20 protein-coding genes and 1 tRNA gene are annotated in these 23,332 nt (G+C 56.2%); 15 read left to right on the top strand and 6 right to left on the bottom strand.

What is annotated here, in order from left to right; all coding sequences use genetic code 11:
• Window positions 1-158: 158 nt before the first annotated feature.
• Together ybcJ and folD are read right to left on the bottom strand one after the other, a co-directional pair.
• A complete protein-coding gene (ybcJ, locus tag ACOTXD_RS07335; RefSeq protein WP_022650521.1) occupies window positions 159-371 on the bottom strand; it encodes a ribosome-associated protein YbcJ in 213 nt (70 codons plus the stop codon).
• A gap of 2 nt (window positions 372-373) precedes the next feature.
• Window positions 374-1,240 (bottom strand): bifunctional methylenetetrahydrofolate dehydrogenase/methenyltetrahydrofolate cyclohydrolase FolD, encoded by an 867-nt coding sequence (gene folD / locus ACOTXD_RS07330; protein ID WP_006809817.1) that lies wholly within the window; start codon window positions 1,238-1,240, stop codon window positions 374-376.
• 310 nt (window positions 1,241-1,550) lie between these two features.
• On the opposite strand from folD, the gene fimA reads away from it, so the two are divergent.
• The 6 genes from fimA (at window position 1,551) to sfmF (ending at window position 7,557) form a co-directional block, all read left to right on the top strand.
• Entirely contained in the window at window positions 1,551-2,114 is a 564-nt protein-coding gene (fimA, locus tag ACOTXD_RS07325; RefSeq protein ID WP_003858911.1) for a type 1 fimbrial major subunit FimA, read from the top strand.
• Between the two features lie 69 nt (window positions 2,115-2,183).
• Complete coding sequence (gene fimI, locus ACOTXD_RS07320) at window positions 2,184-2,726, top strand: type 1 fimbrial protein subunit FimI (RefSeq protein ID WP_003858910.1); 543 nt, start codon at window positions 2,184-2,186, stop codon at window positions 2,724-2,726.
• Between the two features lie 34 nt (window positions 2,727-2,760).
• Entirely contained in the window at window positions 2,761-3,453 is a 693-nt protein-coding gene (fimC, locus tag ACOTXD_RS07315) for a type 1 fimbria chaperone FimC (RefSeq protein ID WP_022650522.1), read from the top strand.
• 14 nt (window positions 3,454-3,467) lie between these two features.
• On the top strand, window positions 3,468-6,026 hold the full coding sequence (locus ACOTXD_RS07310; protein WP_421766393.1) for a fimbrial biogenesis usher protein: 2,559 nt from the start codon (window positions 3,468-3,470) through the stop codon (window positions 6,024-6,026).
• Window positions 6,019-7,026 carry a type 1 fimbria D-mannose specific adhesin FimH gene (gene fimH, locus ACOTXD_RS07305; protein ID WP_003858903.1) on the top strand — a complete coding sequence of 336 codons (1,008 nt, stop codon included), beginning with the start codon at window positions 6,019-6,021 and terminating at the stop codon, window positions 7,024-7,026. The genes ACOTXD_RS07310 and fimH overlap by 8 nt, the downstream gene beginning before the upstream one ends.
• A 9-nt stretch (window positions 7,027-7,035) precedes the next feature.
• Entirely contained in the window at window positions 7,036-7,557 is a 522-nt protein-coding gene (sfmF, locus tag ACOTXD_RS07300; protein ID WP_003858902.1) for a fimbria assembly protein, read from the top strand.
• Between the two features lie 50 nt (window positions 7,558-7,607).
• Here sfmF and fimZ read toward each other — a convergent pair whose 3' ends face one another.
• The 3 genes from fimZ to ACOTXD_RS07285 form a co-directional block, all read right to left on the bottom strand.
• Entirely contained in the window at window positions 7,608-8,240 is a 633-nt protein-coding gene (fimZ, locus tag ACOTXD_RS07295) for a fimbria biosynthesis transcriptional regulator FimZ (protein WP_003858901.1), read from the bottom strand.
• 809 nt (window positions 8,241-9,049) lie between these two features.
• Complete coding sequence (locus ACOTXD_RS07290; RefSeq protein ID WP_022650524.1) at window positions 9,050-9,766, bottom strand: helix-turn-helix transcriptional regulator; 717 nt, start codon at window positions 9,764-9,766, stop codon at window positions 9,050-9,052.
• A 24-nt stretch (window positions 9,767-9,790) separates the two neighbouring features.
• A complete protein-coding gene (locus ACOTXD_RS07285; RefSeq protein ID WP_032628360.1) occupies window positions 9,791-10,453 on the bottom strand; it encodes an EAL domain-containing protein in 663 nt (220 codons plus the stop codon).
• Window positions 10,454-10,756: 303 nt separating this feature from the next.
• Between ACOTXD_RS07285 and ACOTXD_RS07280 the strand changes: the two genes are divergently transcribed.
• The 9 genes from ACOTXD_RS07280 to ACOTXD_RS07240 all read left to right on the top strand — a co-directional run bounded on the left by ACOTXD_RS07280 (window position 10,757) and on the right by ACOTXD_RS07240 (window position 22,021).
• Window positions 10,757-10,833 (top strand) — tRNA-Arg (locus ACOTXD_RS07280).
• 225 nt (window positions 10,834-11,058) lie between these two features.
• Window positions 11,059-11,334, top strand: coding sequence for a DUF1471 family periplasmic protein YahO (gene yahO, locus ACOTXD_RS07275; protein WP_003858898.1), 276 nt, complete (start codon window positions 11,059-11,061; stop codon window positions 11,332-11,334).
• A gap of 200 nt (window positions 11,335-11,534) precedes the next feature.
• Complete coding sequence (locus ACOTXD_RS07270; protein ID WP_023324262.1) at window positions 11,535-13,718, top strand: TonB-dependent receptor; 2,184 nt, start codon at window positions 11,535-11,537, stop codon at window positions 13,716-13,718.
• A 127-nt stretch (window positions 13,719-13,845) separates the two neighbouring features.
• Entirely contained in the window at window positions 13,846-15,819 is a 1,974-nt protein-coding gene (locus ACOTXD_RS07265; RefSeq protein ID WP_061855935.1) for a PhoX family protein, read from the top strand.
• 102 nt (window positions 15,820-15,921) lie between these two features.
• The gene (gene pheP / locus ACOTXD_RS07260; RefSeq protein ID WP_003858894.1) at window positions 15,922-17,310 is read left to right on the top strand and encodes a phenylalanine transporter; all 1,389 of its coding nucleotides are present in this window, start codon (window positions 15,922-15,924) and stop codon (window positions 17,308-17,310) included.
• Window positions 17,311-17,562: 252 nt separating this feature from the next.
• Window positions 17,563-18,798 (top strand): MFS transporter, encoded by a 1,236-nt coding sequence (locus ACOTXD_RS07255; RefSeq protein WP_045343166.1) that lies wholly within the window; start codon window positions 17,563-17,565, stop codon window positions 18,796-18,798.
• Window positions 18,799-18,813: 15 nt separating this feature from the next.
• Complete coding sequence (locus ACOTXD_RS07250) at window positions 18,814-19,839, top strand: sugar phosphate isomerase/epimerase family protein (RefSeq protein ID WP_048241213.1); 1,026 nt, start codon at window positions 18,814-18,816, stop codon at window positions 19,837-19,839.
• The gene (locus tag ACOTXD_RS07245) at window positions 19,832-20,974 is read left to right on the top strand and encodes a Gfo/Idh/MocA family protein (protein ID WP_032628156.1); all 1,143 of its coding nucleotides are present in this window, start codon (window positions 19,832-19,834) and stop codon (window positions 20,972-20,974) included. Before ACOTXD_RS07250 ends, ACOTXD_RS07245 begins: the two co-directional genes overlap by 8 nt.
• Before the next feature lie 75 nt (window positions 20,975-21,049).
• Window positions 21,050-22,021: a LacI family DNA-binding transcriptional regulator gene (locus tag ACOTXD_RS07240; RefSeq protein ID WP_003858889.1), complete on the top strand. Its 972-nt coding sequence runs from the start codon at window positions 21,050-21,052 to the stop codon at window positions 22,019-22,021.
• Here the strand turns inward: ACOTXD_RS07240 and ACOTXD_RS07235 are convergent, their stop codons facing one another.
• A complete protein-coding gene (locus ACOTXD_RS07235) occupies window positions 22,022-23,266 on the bottom strand; it encodes a mechanosensitive ion channel family protein (RefSeq protein WP_022650531.1) in 1,245 nt (414 codons plus the stop codon).
• Window positions 23,267-23,332: the final 66 nt, after the last annotated feature.

Below are 23,332 nucleotides of genomic sequence, written 5' to 3'. Positions count from 1 at the left end.
CGTGGGGAAAGTCTGAAAATCGCGCAACTTAAATTTCACATTTCGCCAGAGGGAATAGTGATTATTTGAAGTTGATCGATAATTAACCGTGATGGGTGTGAGGGGATGTTTATCCCCTCTCCCTGTGGGAGAGGGTTAGGGTGAGGGCATCAGACAGCTCAGGCCGTCACGGTCACGCTCTGACCTGCGAAGCTCACGGTCTGACCCGCGACAATTTTGCAGCGCTTGCGGGTTTCCACCGCGCCGTCTACTGTTACCTGCCCGTCGGCGATGACGATTTTCGCCTGCGCGCCGCTTTCGCTCCAGCCTTCCAGCTTCAGCAGATCGCACAGCTCAACGTGCGGGTGTTTACCTAAAGAAAAAGTTGCCATGATTACGCGTCCTCTACGTCGTGATACTCCTCGCACGCCTGCAAGGTATTCTGAATCAGTGTTGCTACCGTCATCGGGCCAACGCCGCCCGGGACCGGAGTAATATAGGATGCGCGCGCTGCGGCATCTTCATACACCACGTCGCCAACCACTTTGCCGTTTTCCAGGCGGTTAATACCCACGTCCACGACGATTGCGCCCTCTTTGATCCACTCGCCCGGAATAAAGCCCGGCTTGCCGACCGCAACGATCAGCAGATCGGCGTTTTCGACGTGATGACGCAGGTTTTTGGTGAAGCGGTGGGTGACGGTGGTGGTGCAGCCCGCCAGCAGCAGCTCCATGCTCATTGGACGGCCCACGATGTTGGAGGCGCCAATCACCACGGCGTTCAGGCCATAGGTATCGATGTTATAACGCTCCAGCAGCGTCACGATGCCGCGCGGGGTGCATGGACGCAGGCGCGGCGCGCGCTGGCACAGGCGGCCTACGTTATACGGATGGAAACCGTCAACGTCTTTGTCCGGCGCGATACGCTCCAGCACCTTCACGTTGTCGATGCCCGCAGGCAGCGGCAGCTGAACCAGGATACCGTCGATCTCTTTATCGGCATTCAGGGTGTCGATCAATTCCAGCAGTTCCGCTTCGCTGGTGGTTTCCGGCAGATCGTAAGAGCGGGAGACGAACCCCACCTCTTCACACGCTTTGCGTTTGCTGCCGACATAAATTTGCGAAGCCGGGTTGCTGCCAACCAGCACAACGGCCAGCCCGGGGGCGCGAAATCCGGCGGCTTTACGCGCCTTCACTTTTTCCGCAACCTCAGAGCGCACCTGCTGCGCAATCGTTTTACCGTCAATAATCTTTGCTGCCATCAGAGAGAAGATTCCGTCTGTAACGTTAGAAAGGGGGGATTGCCTGTATTTTGTCAGAAGCGAGCGCCGCTGTCAGTCACCCTTTACGAGATTTCATCGATGTCCCGCAAAATCCCTTCTCAGGGCATGGTCAATTTCTTAGAGGTGATTAGGATGTGACCTGGCTAAATGGCAGCGTTTTGACATATTACAAAATAGATTCCTGAGCTACTTTGTCCTCTCCGAAATAAGCCTTCAATTTTTTAATTGAACGTATTTCTTATTCCCGAATATGCGCGGGAAGGGTTATTTACATTTTAAAGGAATAGACATGAAACTCAGCAACATTGCTTCTACTGTTATTGCAACTCTGGCCCTGGTCGCGGGTGCCGCTCACGCAGAAGATCCGGTAGCGCCTGTATCTGTAAACGGTGGTACGGTGCATTTTAAAGGTGAATTAGTGAATGCCGCGTGTTCAGTGAATACTGACTCTTCAGAGCAGACGGTTAATCTTGGCCAGTACCGTACCGCGAAATTCACTAAAGTGGGTGACACCACCTCCAATATTCCGTTCACCATCGAACTGAACGACTGCGATCCTGCGGTAGCGAAAACCGCTGCTGTCGCGTTTACCGGCCAGATCGACGCCACCGACAAAACGCTGCTGGCGGTAAGCTCCGGTAACAACGACAACTCCGCGAAGGGCGTAGGTATTGAGATCCTCGACAGCAAATCCTCCACGCTGACCCCGGACGGTGCAACCTTCTCTGCGGCGCAGAACCTGATTGAAGGGACTAACACCCTGAACTTCACCGCACGCTATAAAGCCACGGCGGCGACCACCGAGCCAGGCCAGGCAAACGCGGACGCAACATTCGTAATGAAATACGAGTAATGCCTGAGTACAGGGATGTGGCTGGCCTCAGGGAAGAGGTCTTTTGATCGCCTATACCGGGAGCGAAGGATGACAAGGACTGGGATACTGCTGTGCGCCCTTGCGATTGCCCCAGCGGTAAACGCACATACCGTGGTTATTGACGGCGGCAAAGTACACCTCAGGGGAGAGCTGGTTAACGGCGGCTGCGCCGTGGCTCCGGACAGCCAGAATATGCGCGTGGATATGGGGCAATACCGCACAAACGCCTTTTCCGGCGTCGGCAGCTTTTCCACGGTTAATGTGCCTTTCACCGTACGTCTGCTGGATTGCAGCGTGGACGTCTCCCGCACCGTGGGGATCCAGTTCCAGGGGGTGACACCGGCAGAAGACCCGCAGGTTTTCCTGGCGACATCGCGGCCGGGGGAAAATGCGGTCAGCAGTGGTGTCGGGCTGGCGCTTTTTGACGAACAGCAACGTCAGATCATCCCGAACGCGACGGCGGTGAGCTGGTTACCCATTAACACCCGCGAGCTGGTATTTCATTTCAGCGCCCGCTACCGGGCAATTTCCGAACACCTTGTACCAGGCACTATTCAGTCGAATGTCTGGTTTACGTTGATTTATCCCTGACGCCTGCGAACTAATTATTAAAGGTACGGTTGTGATGAACACCCTGATTAAACCTGGACTGTTTTTATCTTTTATTTTGATGATGGTTTCTGCCAGCGCGAATGCGTCCGGCGGAATTGCGCTGGGCGCGACGCGCGTTATTTATCCGGCCGATGCCAAACAAACGTCGCTGGCGATCACCAACAGCAATAAGCAAGAGCGCTATTTAATTAACGCGTGGATAGAAAATGCCAACGGGCAAAAGGAAAAAACCTTTGCCGTCACGCCGCCGCTGTTTGTCAGCGAGCCGGCCAGCGAAAACACCCTGCGCATTATCTACGCAGGCCCGGCGCTGCCTGCCGATCGCGAATCGCTCTTTTACATGAACGTCAAAGCGATTCCCTCCGTCAGCAAAAAACATCAGGACGGCAACAACGTCCTGCAACTGGCTATTCTGTCACGTATCAAGCTGTTTGTTCGCCCGGCTAACCTGGCGATGCCGCCGGAAGAGGCGCTCTCACAGCTGCGCTTTGAGCGCGTCGGCAACCATCTTAAGGTGAGCAACGCCTCACCGTATTACGTCACGCTGGTCAATCTGAAGCTCGGCGGACAGACGCTGGATAACCTGATGGTTGCTCCTAAAAGCTCGGCGCAGCAGGTGCTGCCTGCCGCTACGAGCGGCACGCTCTCCTGGCAGAGTGTGAATGACTATGGCGCCATTACGCCGGCGCGTAGCGTCAGCCTGTGAGCAGAGACAGGGCGATGAACACTCAATGGCGTTACTGCCCGGTTGCGCTGGCACTGATGGCAACGCTCTGGCCACTCGCTGGCTGGGGCGAAAGCTACTTTAACCCGGCGTTTCTCTCCGATGACACGGCGAACGTCGCGGATTTGTCGCGTTTTGAAAAAGGCCACCAGCAGGCACCGGGCGTCTATCGCGTCGATATCTGGCGTAACGATGAGTTTATCGGCACGCAGGACGTGCGGTTTGAGCAAGCTGACAACACGCCGCCGGTCGCAGGCGGTTTGTCGCCGTGCATTACGCGCGCGATGCTCGATCGCTTTGGCGTCAATATCGCCGCCTTCCCGGAACTGAGCAACGTGCAGGGCGATACCTGCGTTCCGCTCACCACGGCTATTCCGGGCAGCGAAGCGGCGTTCAACTTCGCCTCGTTGCGCCTGAACGTCAGCCTGCCTCAGGTGGCGATGCAAAACAGCGCCCGCGGATATATTCCGCCTGAACAGTGGGATGAAGGCATCCCTGCCGCGCTGCTGAACCACAGCTTTACCGGCAACCGGGGCAGCGACGACGACAGCTACTATCTGAACCTACAAAGCGGGTTGAACTATGGCGCCTGGCGATTACGCAATAACGGCGCGTGGCGTTATACCGAAAGCAACGGCCAGCGGCACAGCAGCTGGCAAAATATTGGTACCTGGGCGCAGCGTACGATCATCCCGCTGAAAAGCGAGCTGGTGCTTGGCGACAGCAACACCGGAAACGATGTCTTCGACAGCGTCGGTTTTCGCGGTGGTCGCCTCTATTCGTCCGACAGTATGTACCCGGACAGTCTGCAAGGTTACGCGCCTACCGTGCGCGGAATCGCCCGCACCCCTGCCAAAGTGGTGATCCGCCAGAACGGATACGTGATTTACCAGAGCTATGTGCAGCCGGGGGCTTTTGCGATAACTGATCTTAACCCGACCTCCTCAAGCGGTGACCTGGAGGTGACGGTGGAAGAGAAGGACGGCAGCCAGCAGCGCTACACCGTCCCGTATTCCACCGTTCCGCTGCTCCAGCGTGAAGGACGCTGGAAATACGATCTGGTGGCAGGGGACTATCGCAGCGGCAACAGCGAGCAGGACACGCCGTTCTTTACTCAGGGTACGATGATTGCGGGTCTTGCCGACGGCTACATGCTGTACGGCGGAACGCAGCTGGCCTCGCGCTATACCGCCATCGCCATTGGCGCGGGTAAAAACCTCGGTGACTGGGGGGCGGTTTCACTTGATCTCACCCATGCCCGCAGCCAGCTTGCCGATGACAGCCGCCATGAAGGGCAGTCCCTGCGGTTCCTGTACGCAAAATCCCTTAACGGATTCGGCACCAACTTCCAGCTGCTGGGCTATCGCTACTCGACCAAAGGCTTCTACACCCTCGACGATGTGGCCTGGCGCACAATGGAAGGCTACCAGTATGGCGACGATCAGGACGATGACGGCGTGCCGGACGTGCAGAGCTATCACAACCTGACGCTGAATAAAAAAGGGCGTTTCCAGCTCAATATCTCCCAGTCTCTTGGCGATTACGGCTCGGTGTACGTGTCGGGCAGCCAGCAAAGTTACTGGGGCACCAGCGAATCCAACGTCTGGTATCAGCTTGGCTACGCGGGCGGGGTGAAAGGGGTCAGCTACGCCTTATCCTGGTCGTGGAACAAGGCCGTCGGCATTGATGGAACCGACCGGATCGCCTCGTTCAACGTCTCCGTCCCGTTCAGCCTGTTCACCCGTCACGGCTACCGTCGCGATAACGCGATCGATCGGGCCTATGCCACGGCCTCTGCCAGCCGTAACAGCGACGGTGATACCAGTTGGCAGACCGGGATCAGCGGAACGCTGCTCCAGGATCGTAACCTGAACTACAGCGTCACGCAGGGTCACACCAGCAATAACGGTGCCAGCGGCAGCGCCAGCGCTAACTGGCAGGCGACGTACGGCACGCTGGGCGTGGGCTACAACTACGCCCGGGATCAGCACGACCTCAACTGGCAGCTCTCCGGCGGCGTGGTAGGGCATTCAGACGGCATCACATTCAGTCAGCCGCTGGGCGATACCAACGTCTTGATCAAAGCGCCGGGCGCGTCAGGCGTGAGCGTCGAAAACCAGACCGGTGTCAAAACCGACTGGCGTGGCTATGCGGTGATGCCGTACGCCACGGTGTACCGTTACAACCGCGTGGCGCTCGACACTAACACCATGAGCAACAACACCGACATTGAAAATAACGTTTCCAGCGTCGTGCCGACGAACGGTGCGCTGGTGCGCGCCAGTTTTGACACCCGCATCGGCGTGCGCGCGTTGCTCACCGTTAAGCGTGATAACCAGCCTGTGCCGTTTGGGGCGGTGGTGCGTGAGACGCAGAGCGGCGTAACCAGCATGGTGGGAGATGACGGTCAGATTTACCTGAGCGGGCTGCCACTGAGCGGGGAGCTGCTGATTCAGTGGGGAGACGGGAAGCAGTCCCAGTGTCGTGCGCCCTACAGCCTGCCAGAACAGAGCCTGCAACAGGCGATCACACTTAAGGGGATCCGCTGTGAATAAAATCCATTATCTGGGGCTATCCCTGCTGGCATTTTTGCCGCTATCTCAGGCGTTCGCCACCGTCTGCGTCAATGAAAATGGCGTGCCGACGGAGGTGTATTACGACCTGACGGATAAATTCAACAGCTCCAATAACCAGGTGGGGCAGATTGTCACACTCAGCGAGAAGTCTCAGTGGGTGGGTGTTAACGCCGTCTGTCCTAAGGGAACGTCCGGGAACACCACCAAGCGCAGCTATGTTACCGATTTCCCGGTCACGGGCACCAGCGATGGCTACCAGTATCTGAAGCTTAACGACTATCTGGACGGAGCGATGAAAATCACCGACAGCTACGCTGGCACCTTCTATCCACCCAGAAAGTACATTCAGATGGGGAGCCATCCGAACGTGTCTAAAAACAAACCGTTTGGTGTACAGGATTCCAGCCTCGTCTTCCGGCTTAAGGTGACCCGACGCTTTATTAATATGGTGGTGATCCCCCGGGCGACCATGTTCCGGGTTTACGTCACCACGACCTCCTCGGATCCGCTCACCACGCCGGTTTATACCATCAGCTACAGCGGGACCATTCAGGTGCCTCAGAGCTGTGAAATTAATGCCGGGAATGTGGTGGAGTTCGATTTCGGAGACATCGGCGCCTCCCTGTTCAGTAAAGCGGGCATCGGGAATAAGCCGGAGGGGATCTCAGCGCAAAGCAAAACCATCGGCATAAAATGCACCAACGTCGAGGCGAACGCCATGCTCACGATGCGTGTTGAAGCGGAGAAGGTTTCAGGCAGTACGCTGGTTTCCGATAACGCGGATGTGGGTTTTGTGATTGCCAACAGTAATGGCGTGCCGCTGACGCCCAACAACCTGACCAGCAAAATCCCGTTCCGTCTGGACGACAGCGCTCAGGCACAGGTGGGGATCCGCGCGTGGCCCGTCAGCGTGACCGGTAAAAAACCTGCCGAGGGGCGTTTTACCTCTCGCGGCTATTTACGCGTCGACTACGACTAAGGAGCAGATATGCGAAACGGAATACGGTATTTAGCCGTCGCGCTCTTTGCGCTTTGCTCCCCTGCACACGCAGAGACGGCGCTTGGGGAAATTAACATTCAGCTCTACGGCAATATCGTGGATTTTACCTGCGTGGCGGAGGGGGACGACAGCAATAAAACCGTCACGCTCGGCACCTGGCCCACGAAACAGCTCCGCACAACGGGGAGCCGGACGCAGCCTGTGCCGTTCACCATGAAGCTGACCGGATGCCCGCCGGGGGCAGCTTCGGTCACATTTACGGGGAAGATGGACGGGCATGATAACAGCCTGCTGGCGCTGAATGATGCCAGCGCGGCCAGCAACGTGGCCGTGGAGATCCTTGACCGGGATAAAACGCGCCTCGCGTTGCAGCAGGCCAGCCAGACGGTGGCGGTGGATGCGCAGGGAAATGCAGAACTGTCGTTTTATGCCAATTATATCGCCACGGCGGATAATCCGCAGCCGGGCCGGGCTGACGCCGATGCAACGTTCATGATCAATTATAATTAATCGTATCCACTCTCCCTGTGACGATTATATGTTGCAGGGAGAGAGAGGGATTACAGTAATTCGTGCGCTTTCGCGTAATCAATTAATTCAACGATACTTTGCACGCCCAGCTTGGAAAAGATATTAGACTTATGGGCACTAATTGTTTTGTTGCTAAGTAATAATTGATCCGCAATCTCCTTATTAGATAATCCGTTCGCCAGATATCTCAGAACCGTCACTTCACGATTCGATAATGGCATATCCACAGCGGCGCCCGTCCGCGACCCCAGATGGTTTATAAAACTTAATGTTTCTGAAGGGAAGAAAGAATAGCCCGTCAGTATCATTTCCACCGCGTTATAAATTTCCCCCAGATCTTTTCGCTTACTGACAAAACCATTTGCCCCGGCGCGGATGGCGCGTCCTGCGTAGAAGGCTTCAGATTTTGAAGAGAGGAAAAGAACCTTAATGTCTTTATTTAAGTTCCTGATTCTTTTCAGTAATACGAACCCATCCGTGCCCGTCATTTCAATATCGAGAATGACCAGGTCAATGGGGTGGTTGCGTATACAGTCAAGCACTTCGTGGCTGTCGCCTGACTTCAGTTTGACCTGGATGTTTTTATTTTTCTGTAGCAGGACTTCTATCGACATTCTGACGATAGGGTGTTCGTCCATAATGATAACGGATGCCGGTTTCATTTTTTATGCCTCAGATTGTTAAAAGCGTTATGCTGAGTTTTGTTAAAACTCTCGAAAAGCCGGAAGGATAATTGCGCAGATCCTTGTACGGTAAATGTCCCTGGGAAGAGCGAAAGCATCCTTGTTTACGTAGTGGTGATATCAATGCCTCAGCGCAGTTATCTCATAAGGCTGGTTATGGCAAAATGATTTTTCTTATTCGCGTGTCAAACACGTCTTATTATACCGTTTAAGTATTGTCCGAAAAGCCTGTAAATTAATATCCATATATTGCTGATTATTATGTTCTGGATCTGAATCACTAACTTTTTAAAATTAGCAAAAATGTCCTGATATTGCATTTACCACACACTTTCATCTTTATGTAATAACAAAAAATAAACGATTTGACTGTATGTTAAATGAATGTTAACAGTGAGCGGGCTGTGACAACCAGCATCCCGCCTGCCCGCCATCCCTGAAATCCGCCATTTCGTGCGTCATCTCTCCGTTTCAAACGTCTCCTGGCAAATTGCCGTTCCCAACAACAGAACAGCACTATCTGCTGTTTTCTTCACCTCTCATCGCATTCTTTTACAGGTAAATCGCTTGTTTTTACACCATTATCATCCTGTTAACGGAAGCGCCAGAACCTTAACGCATGGATAAAATCACTCTCGTTGAGCGTACCAGCAGCATTTCGCATGGTTTAAGGTCAAGAATTAGGAATAGTTATAAAATCGAAAGTTTTGTTAAAAAACACAAAAATTTAACATGTTTCCTAAGTAATTTCCTAAAGGTCTTTAGGAATTAAGAAGTTACTGAATACGTTAATACGTGAAATCTGAGAGGTTGTTGAGAAGATGTAGCAACTCATGACGATGATTCAGTCCAAGTTTCGCCAGGATGCAGCTGAGACGGTAAATAATGCGGCTATATGGGCGGTTCTGTAACTGCGCGATCTGACGCAAGGAGCTACCCTGTGACAGCGCCTGTAAGATCGGCCATTCATCCCGTGAAAACCACTCTTTGCGGTTGCCGGCGGGTGCCGGTGCTTCCAGCAAGGTTTGTTGCATAGCTAACGCCGTAAGCTGGCGTTCAAGCACATGAAAAGGGCCAGCCGCTTTACAAAACAGGCGAGCATCATAATCATCGGCGCGGACGAGCAGGTAGGGTGTCAGGTAGGGGGCGAACAGGCTGTGGCGGCGTAATCGGTCCAGCAGGTCAATGAGCGGCGAGGCGCGGCTTTCAATGTCAACTACCAGACGCGATGAAGGCCAGTGATTTAAATCACTGAGAGCGGCATCCAGCGTGGAATAGTCGCAGCAATTGCTCAGGGGCGACTGCCCGCTCAGAAAACCGGAACGGAAATAATTATCCTGTGTGACCAGAATGATAAAGGGAGCATCGGTTTTGCGGGTCTGGTTGATTGACTGGCTCAAATATTCGAGACGATCAAAAAATGGGAGAGCAAAAGGCGAGTGCGTAGAACCCAGTGAATCACTTCCTGTCCGACGACGCCGGTAACGGCGTACTGTCATTCGCATAGCTTCCCTCTTGGCGATGACCGTTCAGTCCTCCTGCCATCTCCAGGATGGCCAATAATATCCCTGACCGAAGCGCGCGCCAGCATGAAGCGCGCATGTACGGTCCCGTTCTGTTTCAATGCCTTCAATAAGCACATTCGCAGCAATTTTTGAACAAAGGGTGACCAGCTGTGTCAGCGCCGGCGTTTCACGTAAACGCCAGAAAGCGATCTTATCGATTTTTATTCCGCTTAACGGCAGGCGACAGGATAAAAATGCTTGCCCTGACGCTTCATCAATATCATCCAGCCAGATCCGGTGTCCCCGCGCGGTCAACTGCTGAAGCGCACAACTCACCCTCTGACGTACCGGGTCTGAGAGTGAAAAGAACGAGGCAGGTTCCACGAGTTCAATGTTCAGCGGTGGGCTGTTAAGTTGCAGTAAACGCTGGAACATTTCCGGTATGGTCAGAACGGTTATCGGCAAATTTATGAAAAGGTTGTCACAGGGGAAGGGGTTTTTTAACGCGGCGATCTGTGCTTCCAGCAACATAAGCGCCCGGGTGGCTGACCAGTCCTGGAAAAAGCTTTCGCTTTGCTGATGCGGCGACAGCACGCTGAGCACTTCGGCCCCCACCGCGCGTGAAGAGGAGAGGGCGACAATAGGTTCAAGCTTAATGCCTGTAATGTCGTGTGAGATGTGCTGCACGCACGCGGGAAAACCTGTCTGCTCTGGCGCTGTCACTCCGTCGTCCTGTTCACTTCCAGCCTCCAGGCGGCCGGGATACCGCAGGACAGTGTGAAGGTGAAGTAAACAGGAAAACAGCAGGCGTTACTTAAAAGCGGCTAAGCCTTTTCGCAGCCCGTAAAAGAGGGATAAATGTTGAAAAAACAGCCGTATTTACAATCAGCTAGTCATTATCGCCAGAGAAGGCGGAAAAGGCATTGACTCACTACGCATTGACCGTATAATTCCAGGCGTTTCACCACCGCGAAGTACACTCTTCTCCGTGCGCCCTTAGCTCAGTTGGATAGAGCAACGGCCTTCTAAGCCGTAGGTCGTAGGTTCGAATCCTACAGGGCGTGCCATTTAAAAACAGGCGCTTACGCCAGTTTCAAGCCAGCCTGATTTTCTTCATGAAACACCCATCGCGAAAGTAGCGTTAACGCACATTTTTCACAGCACAATTGACTGTTATAACAGTATTTTTCTTACGCTGTGGCAATTTTATTATTCCTCTACCATGCTCATATCACCTCACTCTCACTCGTGGGGCTTTTTGTAGTTGCTGATTAATCTCAAGGAAAAAGGTTATGAAAAAAACGACTGCTATTTTGATGGGCGCTGCATTTCTGTTTACCACCAATACCTTTGCGGCTGAACTGCTGACGAAAAACGAGTTTGAGAAAGTTGAATCACAGTATGAAAAAATCGGTACCGTGAGCACGGCTAACGAAGTCTCTGTCGACGATGCGAAAAAAGAGCTGGTCGAAAAGGCCGATAAAGAAGGTGCTGATGTACTGGTGCTGACTTCCGGTAATACAAACAACAAAATTCACGGCACCGCCGATATTTACAAGAAAAAATAATACCTTAGTAACCACCCCTGTTTCGGGGTGGTTGCGCGCCCTACCTCCCACCCAACATTGTTTCTTGCCGCTTCTCGCTCAGAGAGGCCGTTGACACTTGATTACGTTTACATAATGCGTATAGTTCTCATTTGCATTTCTTTTAATAACTTTTAAGGCCCGACAACGGGTCATTTTTGCGCGCACGTTAAGAGCTCATTATGAACAACACCACAATGCACAAAACGCTGCTGGCGATTGCCATCGGCGCGGTAACCCACTCCGCTTTTGCGGCGGATGAGAAAAAAGAGGACACCATCGTCGTCCAGTCCACGGCGGGGAGTGATTTCAAACCCGGCGGCGACCAGCTGGTGCCCGCCTTCCTTGACGGGCAGGTGGCGAACGGCGGGCGCATGGGTATGCTCGGTCAGCAGAACGCCATGGACGTGCCATTCAATATCATCAGCTACACCTCGAAGCTGGTGGAAGATCAGCAGGCGAAAACCATTGCTGACGTGGTTGCCAACGACGCGGGCGTGCAGTTCGTTCAGGGTTACGGCAACAGCGCGGAAACCTTCCGTATTCGCGGCCTGAAGTTTGACGGCGACGACATGACCTTTGGCGGATTGTCCGGCGTACTGCCACGTCAGGTGGTGGATGCCCAGATGGTCGACCGCATCGAGATCTTCAAAGGGGCCAACTCCCTGATGAACGGCGCCGCAAGCTCGGGCGTGGGCGGGATGATCAACCTTGAGCCAAAACACGCGGGCGACACCCCGCAGGCGAAAGTGGGTGTGGACTACACCTCGGATTCCCAGATTGGCACCACGCTGGATGCGGGCCGCCGCTTTGGCGATAACGACCAGTTTGGCGCGCGGGTGAACCTTGTGCATCGTGAAGGCGAAACCGGCGTGCCGAACGACCGCCGCCGCACCACGCTGCTTTCTACTGGTCTGGATTACAAAGGCGACCGTTTCCGCACCTCGCTGGACCTGGGCTACCAGAAAAAAACCTTCCACGGCAGCCCGACCAGCGTCAACATCTCGGCGGTGGATTTTGTGCCTGAACCGCCGAAGAACGATCGCAACTTCTCGCAGAAGTGGGCCTACAGCGATATCGAAAACGAGTTCGGGATGTGGCGCAGCGAGTATGACATCACCGATAGCTGGACGGCGTATACCGGTCTCGGCGCGCAGCACGCGCACGAAGAAGGGATCTACAGCGCGCCGAAGCTCCTCGATAAGAGCGGTAATGCGGTGGTCAGCCGTCTTGATACCAACCGCATCAGCGATTCTGTCAGCGGCATGGCGGGCATTCGCGGTAACTTCACTACCGGATTCGTCTCGCACAAGGTCAATGTTGGCTATTCGGCGATGACCAAAAACGAAAAGATCGCGTGGAAAATGTCGGCGACGAAGGATAATCCGACCACCAACATCTACCACAACACCGGCGTCGATATGCCGGACAGCTCCAACCTCAACGGCTCAGGCGGCAAATACAGCGATCCGCTGACCAGCGGGCGCACCCGCACGCAGGGTTGGCTGCTGAGCGATACCCTGGGCGTGCTGGACGACAAGCTGCTGTTCACCGCAGGCGCGCGGCATCAGAAAGTGGTGATTCGCGGGTACAACAAAATCACCGGTGCGGAAAACGACGCGGACGGTTTCGACGGCAGCCGCTGGATGCCCACCTACGGCGTAGTCTATAAACCGTGGGAGGAAATTTCCCTCTACGCCAACCACACCGAGGCGTTACAGCCCGGTGAAACCGCGCCTCGCTCAGCAAACAACTACGGCCAGAGCACCGGTATCGTTCACTCTAAGCAGAACGAAGTGGGCGTAAAGGCGGACTTTGGCCGCGTGGGCGGCTCCCTGGCGCTGTTTGAGATCAAAATGCCGTCGGCGATCCTTGACGACAGCGGTCACTACGGCCTGGATGCAGAACAGCGTAACCGCGGCGTGGAGCTGAACGTCTTCGGCGAGCCAATGCTCGGGATGCGTCTGAACGCCAGCGCCACCTGGTTGCAGGCCGAGCTGACCAAAACCAAAAACGGCGTCAATCAGGGCAACGATGCGATCGGTATTCCGAGCTTCTACGCCGTGCTGGGCGCAGAGTACGATATCAAGCCGATTGAAGGCCTGACGGCGACCGCGCGCGTTAACCACTCCGGCACGCAGTATGCCGATCTTGCGAACAGCAAAAAGCTGGACAGCTACACCACGCTGGATCTGGGCATGCGCTATCGCTTCGCGGTGAACCACAATGAAAATCAGATGACCGTACGGGCAGGTATCGACAACGTGACCAACGAGAACTACTGGTCAAGCGTGGACGATTCCGGTACTTACATTACTCAGGGCGAGCCGCGTACCTTTAAGGTCTCGGTTGGCTACGAGTTCTAAGCGTTCCACCTCGTTATCCGGGGCAGGGACGCCCCAATCCCTTCGTTGTCGTGTTATAAAATTGTAATAAAAGCTTCTTACACTGGTCGCCACAACCTTACCTCTTGGCCAATGACAGGAAGCCGCTATGGGCAGACCCCTCAAATCCGTATTTAAAAAAGAACATCGCGACGATATCAGTAACCGCAGCGCTAACCCGGTATTCTCCGAGGTTGCAGAATTGTTCCTCTCGCGCCGCCGTTTTCTCCAGATGGGGGCCGTAGCGGGGGCTGCCGTATCATTCCCGTATCTGATCACACCCGAAAATGCCATTGCCGCGGTATCGAAGCCTTCCGCGCTGGCAAAAGCGGTTTCCCTGGGCTTTACCAGCATCGACGTCTCTACGGAAGACACGGTCAGGGTGCCGGAAGGTTATATCGCCCGCCCGTTCTATCGCTGGGGTGATCCGACGGGGATCAAAGACAACATGCCGGCCTTTAAGCCGGACGCCAGCAATACCACAGACGAACAGGCTGTGCAGGCGGGCATGCACCACGACGGCATGGCGTGGTTTAGCCTGCCGCAGGGGGCGCAAAACCCGGAGCATGGCCTGCTGGCGCTGAACCATGAGTACATCGACAACGGAATGCTGTTTACCGACGGTACGGCGAACTGGAGTCTCGACAAGGCCCGCAAGGGGCAGAACGCGATGGGCGTGTCGGTGGTGGAAGTGAAAAAAACGGGCAGCGGCTGGGAGGTAGTGCGTCCGTCTTCCTTCGCCCGGCGTATTACCGTCAATACGCCGATGCAGCTTACCGGCCCGGCGCGGCATCAGGATTTAATGAAAACCGCCGCCGACCCGCAGGGGGAACGCGTTCTGGGCACCATGCAGAACTGCGCCAACGGCCACACGCCGTGGGGCACCTATCTCACCTGCGAGGAGAACTGGTCGGATATTTTTGTCAAAAAAACCGATCTCAACCCGCTGGAAAAACGCTACGGCATCAGCGACAGCGATGAATCGTACCGCTGGAACGAGGTGGATGAGCGGTTCAGCGTTGATAAAACCCCTAACGAACCCAACCGTTTCGGCTGGGTGGTGGAGATCGATCCCTACAACCCGACCTCCACCCCGCGCAAGCACACCGCGCTCGGCCGCTTCAAGCATGAGGGGGCCGCCGTCACGCTCGCCGCCGATAATCGCGTGGTGGTCTACATGGGCGACGACCAGAAGTTTGAGTACATCTATAAGTTTGTCTCGGATAAAAAATACGATCCCGCGAACCAGGAAGCCAATATGCAGCTGCTGACGTCCGGCACGCTGTACGTCGCCAGGTTCAACGAGGACGGCAGCGGCGACTGGCTGCCGCTGATCTTCGGGCAAAATGGCCTGGATAAAAGCAACGGTTTTGCAAGCCAGGGCGATCTGCTGATTAAAACCCGTCTGGCGGCCGACGTGGTGGGGGCGACGAAAATGGATCGCCCGGAGTGGATAGCCGTCGATCCGCACGCCAGCGGCAGCGTCTACTGTACGCTGACCAACAACAGCGATCGCGGTAAAGAGGGCAAGGCGCCGGTGGATGCCGCCAACCCGCGCGCTAATAACGTGTTTGGTCACATCATGCACTGGCACGAAGAGGGTGCCGATCCTGCCGCCGCACGCTTTAAGTGGGATATTCTGGTCATGGCCGGGCGCACCGACGGCGACGATCCCAAAGCCAAAGGCTCGATGCAGGGCGCGGCATTTGGCAGCCCGGATGGGTTGTCGTTCGATCACCAGGGCGTGCTGTGGATCCAGACCGACGTTTCCTCCAGCACCATCAATAAGAAAGCCTACGAGGGGATGGGCAATAACCAGATGGTGGCCACCATTCCGGGCACCAACGAGTATCGCCGTTTCCTGACCGGGCCGCGCGGGTGCGAAATCACCGGCATTGCGTTTACGCCGGACAACCGCACGCTGTTTATCAACATTCAGCATCCGGGGGAGGGCGGGGATGATATTACCGACCCGGCCAATCCGCGCGCTGTTTCCAACTGGCCAGACGCCAGCCCGAACGGGCGTCCGCGATCGTCAACGGTGGTGATTACCAAAGCGGACGGCGGGATCATCGGGTCGTGACGTTTATCCGCCGGGCGCATGCGCTGGCCCGGCGTTAAGCTTGCTACCACCAGCATGAAGTGTTAAAACGTGCCCCTTCTAAAAAAGAGACAGGGGTAGGGCGTGAAAGACGCGTCATCCGCTTCAGGCCATGGTAGCGCTGAAGCCTCGTCGGATCAGAATCCGACGCTGCAACGTGGTTTGCAAAATCGACATATTCAGTTAATTGCCCTTGGCGGCGCAATCGGTACCGGGCTCTTTCTCGGCATCGGCCCCGCTATTCAGATGGCCGGTCCGGCGGTGCTACTGGGTTACGGTATCGCCGGGATTATCGCCTTCCTGATCATGCGCCAGCTTGGCGAGATGGTCGTTGAAGAGCCGGTGTCAGGCTCATTCGCGCATTTTGCCTATAAATACTGGGGGCCGTTCGCAGGTTTCCTCTCCGGCTGGAACTACTGGGTGATGTTCGTGCTGGTGGGGATGGCGGAGCTGACCGCCGCCGGCATCTACATGCAGTACTGGCTGCCGGACGTGCCCACGTGGATCTGGGCGGCGGCCTTCTTCATCATCATTAACGCCGTTAACCTCGTCAACGTGCGCCTGTATGGTGAAACCGAGTTCTGGTTTGCGCTGATCAAGGTGCTGGCAATTATCGGCATGATCGGCTTTGGCCTGTGGCTGCTGTTCTCCGGCCACGGCGGCGAGCGCGCCACGATCGATAACCTGTGGCAGCACGGCGGCTTCCTGGCGACTGGATGGAAAGGGCTGATCCTCTCGCTGGCGGTCATTATGTTCTCCTTCGGCGGGCTGGAGCTGATTGGCATCACCGCGGCTGAAGCGCGCGATCCGCACAAAAGCATCCCGAAAGCGGTCAACCAGGTGGTGTACCGTATCCTGCTGTTCTATATCGGCTCGCTGGTGGTGCTGCTGGCGCTCTACCCGTGGGTGGAAGTGAAATCTGACAGTAGCCCGTTCGTGATGATCTTCCACGATTTGAACAGCAACGTGGTCGCTTCGGCGCTTAACTTCGTCATTCTTGTGGCGTCGCTGTCGGTCTACAACAGCGGGGTTTACTCCAACAGCCGCATGCTGTTTGGCCTCTCCGTACAGGGCAACGCGCCGAAGTTCCTCACTCGCGTCAGCCGTCGCGGCGTGCCGGTCAACTCGCTGTTCCTTTCTGGCGCTATCACCTCGCTGGTGGTGCTGATCAACTATCTGCTGCCGAAAGAGGCATTTGGCCTGCTGATGGCGCTGGTTGTCGCCACGCTGCTGCTTAACTGGATCATGATCTGCCTGGCGCACCTGCGCTTCCGCGCGGCGATGCGCCGCAAGGGGCGCGAGACGCAGTTCAAAGCGCTGCTCTATCCGGCGGGGAACTACCTCTGTATCGCCTTCCTCGGCCTGATTCTGGTGCTGATGTGCACCATGGATGAGATGCGCCTGTCAGCGATGCTGCTGCCGGTGTGGGTGGTGTTCCTGTTTATTGCATTTAAGCTCTCGCGCAAAAAGTAGCGCGGTTTTCTCCCTCTCCCTGTGGGAGAGGGACGGGGTGAGGGCACCAGACCGCACCAAACCAGACCGCACCACACTGCCTGCCTTCACGCCCGGTGGCGCTGCGCTTACCGGGCCTACAAAGTATCACTCCACCTTTATCGTGACCCCCCTCCCAATTCCGTTTCGATCCACAGGATCTTTATTTTGTAATCGATTACTTTTTATTTGAACTGTTTTGTAATCGATTACTTTTTCCGGGTGAGGCTTATCATGGTGTCAACTGAGAGTAGTGAAAAGGCGATAACGCAACACCGGCTGCTGGTGCCGCGTCTGTCGCTGATGATGTTTCTGCAATTTTTTATCTGGGGTAGCTGGTCGGTCACACTTGGCCTGGTGATGACCCGGCACAACATGTCTTTGCTGATTGGCGACGCGTTCTCTGCCGGGCCCATCGCTTCCATTCTTTCGCCGTTCGTGCTCGGGATGCTGGTGGACCGCTTCTTCGCCTCGCAGAAGGTGATGGCGGTGATGCACCTCGCGGGCGCGGTGATCCTCTGGTTCGTGCCGGGGGCGCTGATTGCTGAGAATGGCGCGCTGCTGATTGGCCTGCTGTTTGGCTACACGCTCTGCTATATGCCGACACTGGCGCTGACCAACAACATTGCGTTTCACAGCCTGGCGAACGTGGATAAAACCTTCCCGGTAGTGCGCGTGTTCGGCACCATCGGCTGGATCGCGGCGGGCATTTTCATCGGCGTCACCGGCGTGGCGTCCAGCGTCACCATCTTCCAGGTGGCGGCGGTCAGCTCCGTGCTGCTGGCGCTTTACAGCCTGACGCTGCCGCACACGCCAGCGCCGGCAAAAGGCCTGCCGGTTAAGGTGCGGGATCTCTTCTGCGCGGACGCCTTCGCGCTGCTTAAAACCCGCCACTTCTTCGTCTTCTCCGTCTGCGCGATGCTGATCTCTGTCCCGCTCGGCACCTATTACGCCTACACCGCCTCGTATCTGGCGGATGCCGGCATTGCCGACGTCAGCACCGCCATGTCCTTCGGGCAGATGTCTGAGATCGTCTTCATGTTGGTCATTCCTCTGCTGTTCCGCCGACTGGGCGTGAAAGTCATGCTGCTGATCGGCATGCTGGCGTGGTTCGTGCGTTATGCCATGTTCGCGTTGGGCGTCAGCGAAGAGGGGCGCATTCTGCTGTACCTTGGCATTCTGCTGCACGGCGTCTGCTACGATTTCTTCTTTGTCGTCGGCTTTATCTATACCGACCGCGTGGCGGGCGAAAAGGTGAAAGGCCAGGCCCAGAGCATGATCGTGATGTTCACCTACGGCATCGGCATGCTGCTCGGCTCGCAGATTTCCGGCGCGCTCTACAACCGCCTGGTGGCAGGACAGACCGTGCCGCAGGCGTGGGTCACATTCTGGTGGATACCGGCGGTGGCTGCCGCGGCGATCGCGCTGATTTTCCTTCTCACGTTTAAGTATGACGATGACAAGGCGTAACGTTCAGGAGGTGGTATGAGGACAATGAAAGGACCGGGCATTTTTCTGTCGCAGTTTATTGGCGCAGAAGCGCCGTTTAATTCGCTCGACGGGCTTGCTGAATGGGCGGCAGGTAAAGGTTATAAGGCGGTGCAGATCCCCTGCAACCATCCGCACATCTTTGACGTCGAGAAAGCCGCAGAGAGCCAGGCCTACTGCGACGACATCACCGCCAGGCTGGCCGCACACGGGCTGGTTATCAGCGAGCTGTCGACCCATCTGGAAGGGCAGCTCGTGGCGGTGAATCCGGTTTACAGCGAGGCGTTTGACCACTTCGCACCCGCCGCCGTGCGCGGTAACGAGGCGGCGCGCCGGGCGTGGGCGACGGAAAAGCTGAAGCAGGCGGCGGTCGCTTCGGCCAGATTAGGGCTGAAGGCGCACGCGACCTTCTCCGGCTCGCTGGCGTGGCCGTTTTTCTATCCGTGGCCGCCGCATAACCAGCAGCGTTTTCAGGAAGCGTTCGAGGAGCTGGCAACCCGCTGGCGGCCAATACTGGATACCTTCGACGAGCAGGGGGTGGACGTCTGCTTTGAGCTGCATCCGGGGGAAGATCTGCACGACGGCGTGACCTTCGAGCGTTTTCTGGCGCTGGTGGATAACCATCCGCGCTGCAACATTCTCTACGACCCGAGCCATATGCTGCTTCAGCAGATGGACTATCTGGCCTTTATCGATATCTTCCACGCGCGCATTAAAGCGTTCCACGTGAAGGACGCGGAGTTCCGCCCCAGCGGGCGCAGCGGCGTCTACGGCGGCTACCAGCCGTGGATCAACCGCGCCGGACGCTTTCGCTCGCCCGGCGACGGGCAAATCGACTTTAAGGGCATCTTCAGCAAGCTGACCCAGTACGACTACGACGGCTGGGCGGTGCTGGAGTGGGAGTGCTGCCTGAAGGATGGCGATACCGGCGCGAGTGAGGGCAGCGAATTTATCCGCCGCCACATTATTCCCGTTTCCGGACGGGCGTTTGATGATTTCGCCGCAGGGGGCTGCCATGATTAACGTCGGGATTATCGGCAGCGGGTTTATTGGCCCGGCACACATCGAGGCGCTCAGGCGTCTCGGGTTTGTGCAGGTGGTCGCGCTCTGCGACGGTTCGCTCGTTAAGGCGCAGGAAAAGGCGCGCCAGCTAAATGTCCCGCATGCTTACGCCAGCGTGGAAGAACTGCTCGCGCACCCCAATCTGCATGCGGTGCACAACTGCACGCCGAACCACCTGCACGCGGAGATTAACCGCCAGATCCTGCGCGCGGGCAAGCACGTGTTTTCCGAAAAGCCGCTGTGCATGACGCCGGACGAGGCGCGCGAGCTGGTGGCGCTGGCAGAGCAGGCGGGCGTGGTGCATGGCGTGAGCTTTGTCTATCGTCAGTTTGCGATGGTGCGCCAGGCGGCGAGCATGATGCGCGCGGGCACCGTCGGGCGGCTGTTCGCCTCGCACGGCAGCTATTTGCAGGACTGGATGCTGCTGGAAACCGACTACAACTGGCGGGTGGATGCCGCGCTCGGCGGCGCGTCGCGGGCGGTGGCGGATATCGGTTCCCACTGGTGCGATACGGTACAGTATGTGACAGGCAGGCGCATTACCGAGGTGATGGCTGATTTATCCATCGTCTGGCCGAGGCGCAAGGCCAGCGCGGGTGGTTATCAGACCTTCTCCCATGACGAGCAGGCGGAGTATGAAGTCAAACCGGTCACCACCGAAGATTTTGGCTCGGTGCTGTTCCGCTTTGACGACGGCAGCAAGGGCAGCTTTAGCGTCTCGCAGGTGAGCGCGGGGCGAAAAAACCGCCTGACCTTTGAAATTAACGGCAGCGAGCAGTCGGTGGCGTGGGATCAGGAAATCCCGCAGCAGCTGTGGATCGGCCATCGCGCCCGGGCAAACCAGACGCTCACCGACGATCCAGGCCTGATGAACCCTGACGTGGCCGACAGCGCCCACTTCCCCGGCGGGCACATTGAAGGCTGGCCGGATGCCTTTAAAAATATGATGGCGCAGTTTTACCGTGCCGTGCAGGCGGGCGCGATGCCGGATAATCCGCAGTTTGCCACCTTTTACGATGGCGCCAGTGTGATGTATATCATTGATGCAATTGTGAAAAGTCATCAGCAGCAGCGCTGGGTGCGCGTGGAATACTGACGTATTGCCCGGTTCGCCGGGCAATCAATTTATGGTAGCCTGCACAAAACGCTAACCGCAGGATGTATCGTCGCTATGTCAATTCAGAAAATCGCTCAACTGGCCGGGGTATCCGTGGCAACGGTCTCCCGCGTACTGAATAACAGCGATACCGTAAAGGCGAAAAACCGCGAGCGCGTTTTGCAGGCGATCCAGGAGAGTAACTACCAGCCCAATCTGCTGGCGCGTCAGCTGCGCACTGCCCGCAGCTATATGATCCTGGTGATGGTCTCGAACATCGCCAACCCGTTCTGCGCCGAAGTGGTGAAGGGTATCGAAGCCGAGGCGGAAAAGAACGGCTATCGCATTCTGCTGTGCAACTCCGGCTCGGATATTGAGCGCTCCCGCTCGGGCTTAAGCCTGCTCTCCGGCAAAATCGTCGACGGCATTATCACCATGGACGCCTTCTCGAAGCTGCCGGAACTTGCCGCGCTGATTGGTTCTGCACCGTGGGTGCAGTGCGCCGAATATGCCGATGCGGGCGCGGTCTCCTGCGTCGGCATCAATGATGTGGACGCTTCACAGCATGCCGTCAGCCAGCTGGCCGACGGCGGCCGCAAGCGTATCGCGATGATCAACCACGATCTCAGCTACAAATATGCCCGCCTGCGCGAACGCGGCTACAAGAGCGTGATCCACCTGCGGGATCTGGACTATCAGGCGGTGGAGTACGCCAGTGAGCTCAGCTCTGGTGCGGGCATGGCGGCGATGCAAAACCTGCTAAAAGCAAACCCGCCGGATGCGGTGTTTGCCGTTTCCGATACGCTGGCGGCGGGGGCGCTGCGCGCCATTCAGCAGGCAGGGCTGCGGGTGCCAGAAGATATCGCGGTGGTCGGCTTTGACGGCACCGAGCTGGCGGAGATGGTTTCTCTCACCACCATTGAACAACCGTCGCGGGATATCGGGCGCAAGGCAGTCAATTTGCTGTTAAATAAGATCGACAACCCGGATGCGCCCACGGAGAGGGTCATGATGGACTGGCGCTTTATTTCCCGCGCCAGCACCTGATTATCTGGCGATGACGCCAGCCAGCGAGCGAATATCGTTTCCGGTTGGCGACTGGTGAATACGCAGGCCAAATTCATCCACCACCGCGAAAATATGATCGAAGATGTCGGCCTGAATATCTTCGTATTCCGCCCAGATCACCGTGTTGGTAAAGGCATATATTTCAATCGGCAGCCCGTTGGCATCCGGCGCGAGCTGGCGCACCATCAGCGTCATATCTTTACGAATACGCGGGTGGTTGCGCAGATATTCATTCAGGTAGGCACGGAAGGTGCCGATATTGGTCATCTTGCGCAGGTTTAATACCGATTCCCCTTCGCCGTTCTGCTGATTCCACAGGTTAATTTCCTCATGACGCGCCGCCAGATACGGCTTCAGCAGTTTCGCCTGAATCAGTTTTTGCTGCTCCTGCTCGTCGAGGAAATGAATGCTGGTGGTATCGATATTCAGGCTGCGCTTGATGCGGCGACCACCGGAGGCGGACATGCCGCTCCAGTTGATGAACGCATCGGACACCAGCGCCCAGGTCGGGATGGTGGTGATGGTGTTATCGAAGTTGCGCACTTTAACGGTGGTCAGGCCGATGTCGGTCACCGTGCCGTTGGCGCCGTATTTCGGCATCTCCAGCCAGTCGCCGAGCTTGAGCATGTCGTTGGCGGAGAGCTGAATACCGGCCACCAGGCCGAGTATCGGGTCTTTAAAGACCAGCATCAGAACGGCAGCCATCGCACCCAGGCCGCTTATCAGAATGGCGGGTGACTGACCGATCAGCAGGGAGATAATTAGTATCCCCACCAGAATGGCGCTCACCAGCTTGATGCCCTGGAATATCCCCTTCAGCGGCAGCTGTGACGCGGTGGCCATTTTCTGCGACAGATTGAAAATCACGTCCAGCAACGAGAAGAAGGAGAGCAGGGCATAAACCATCACCCACAATTTCGCGCAGGTGGTAAGTAATTCCGCCGCTTCGCTGCCTTTTTGCAGCCACAGAACCGCCTGAACGTTGACGATTATCCCCTGGAGGGTAAACGCCAGACGGTGAAATAACTTGTTCTGCGTAATGATTTGCAACCATAAATGGCTGCTGGCCTGGGCGCGTTTCTCGAATGCGCGCAGCACCACTTTGTGCAGAATAAAATGAACGATAATGGCCGTAAGAAAAATAATACCAAAGATAATCACTAAAGAGGTGGTGTGATTAATTTCAATCCCTAACTCTTCAACCTGAGCAATTAATTCCTGCATAACGTCTCCTGTATTGATGCAGCCCCATAATGGCGGCTGCGGATCTATTATGCAAATTCAGGCAGT

This window comes from Enterobacter cloacae complex sp. CDL013, from assembly GCF_049238805.1.
Lineage (GTDB): Bacteria > Pseudomonadota > Gammaproteobacteria > Enterobacterales > Enterobacteriaceae > Enterobacter > Enterobacter hormaechei_C.
This window is presented reverse-complemented; position numbering and strand designations above follow the sequence as displayed.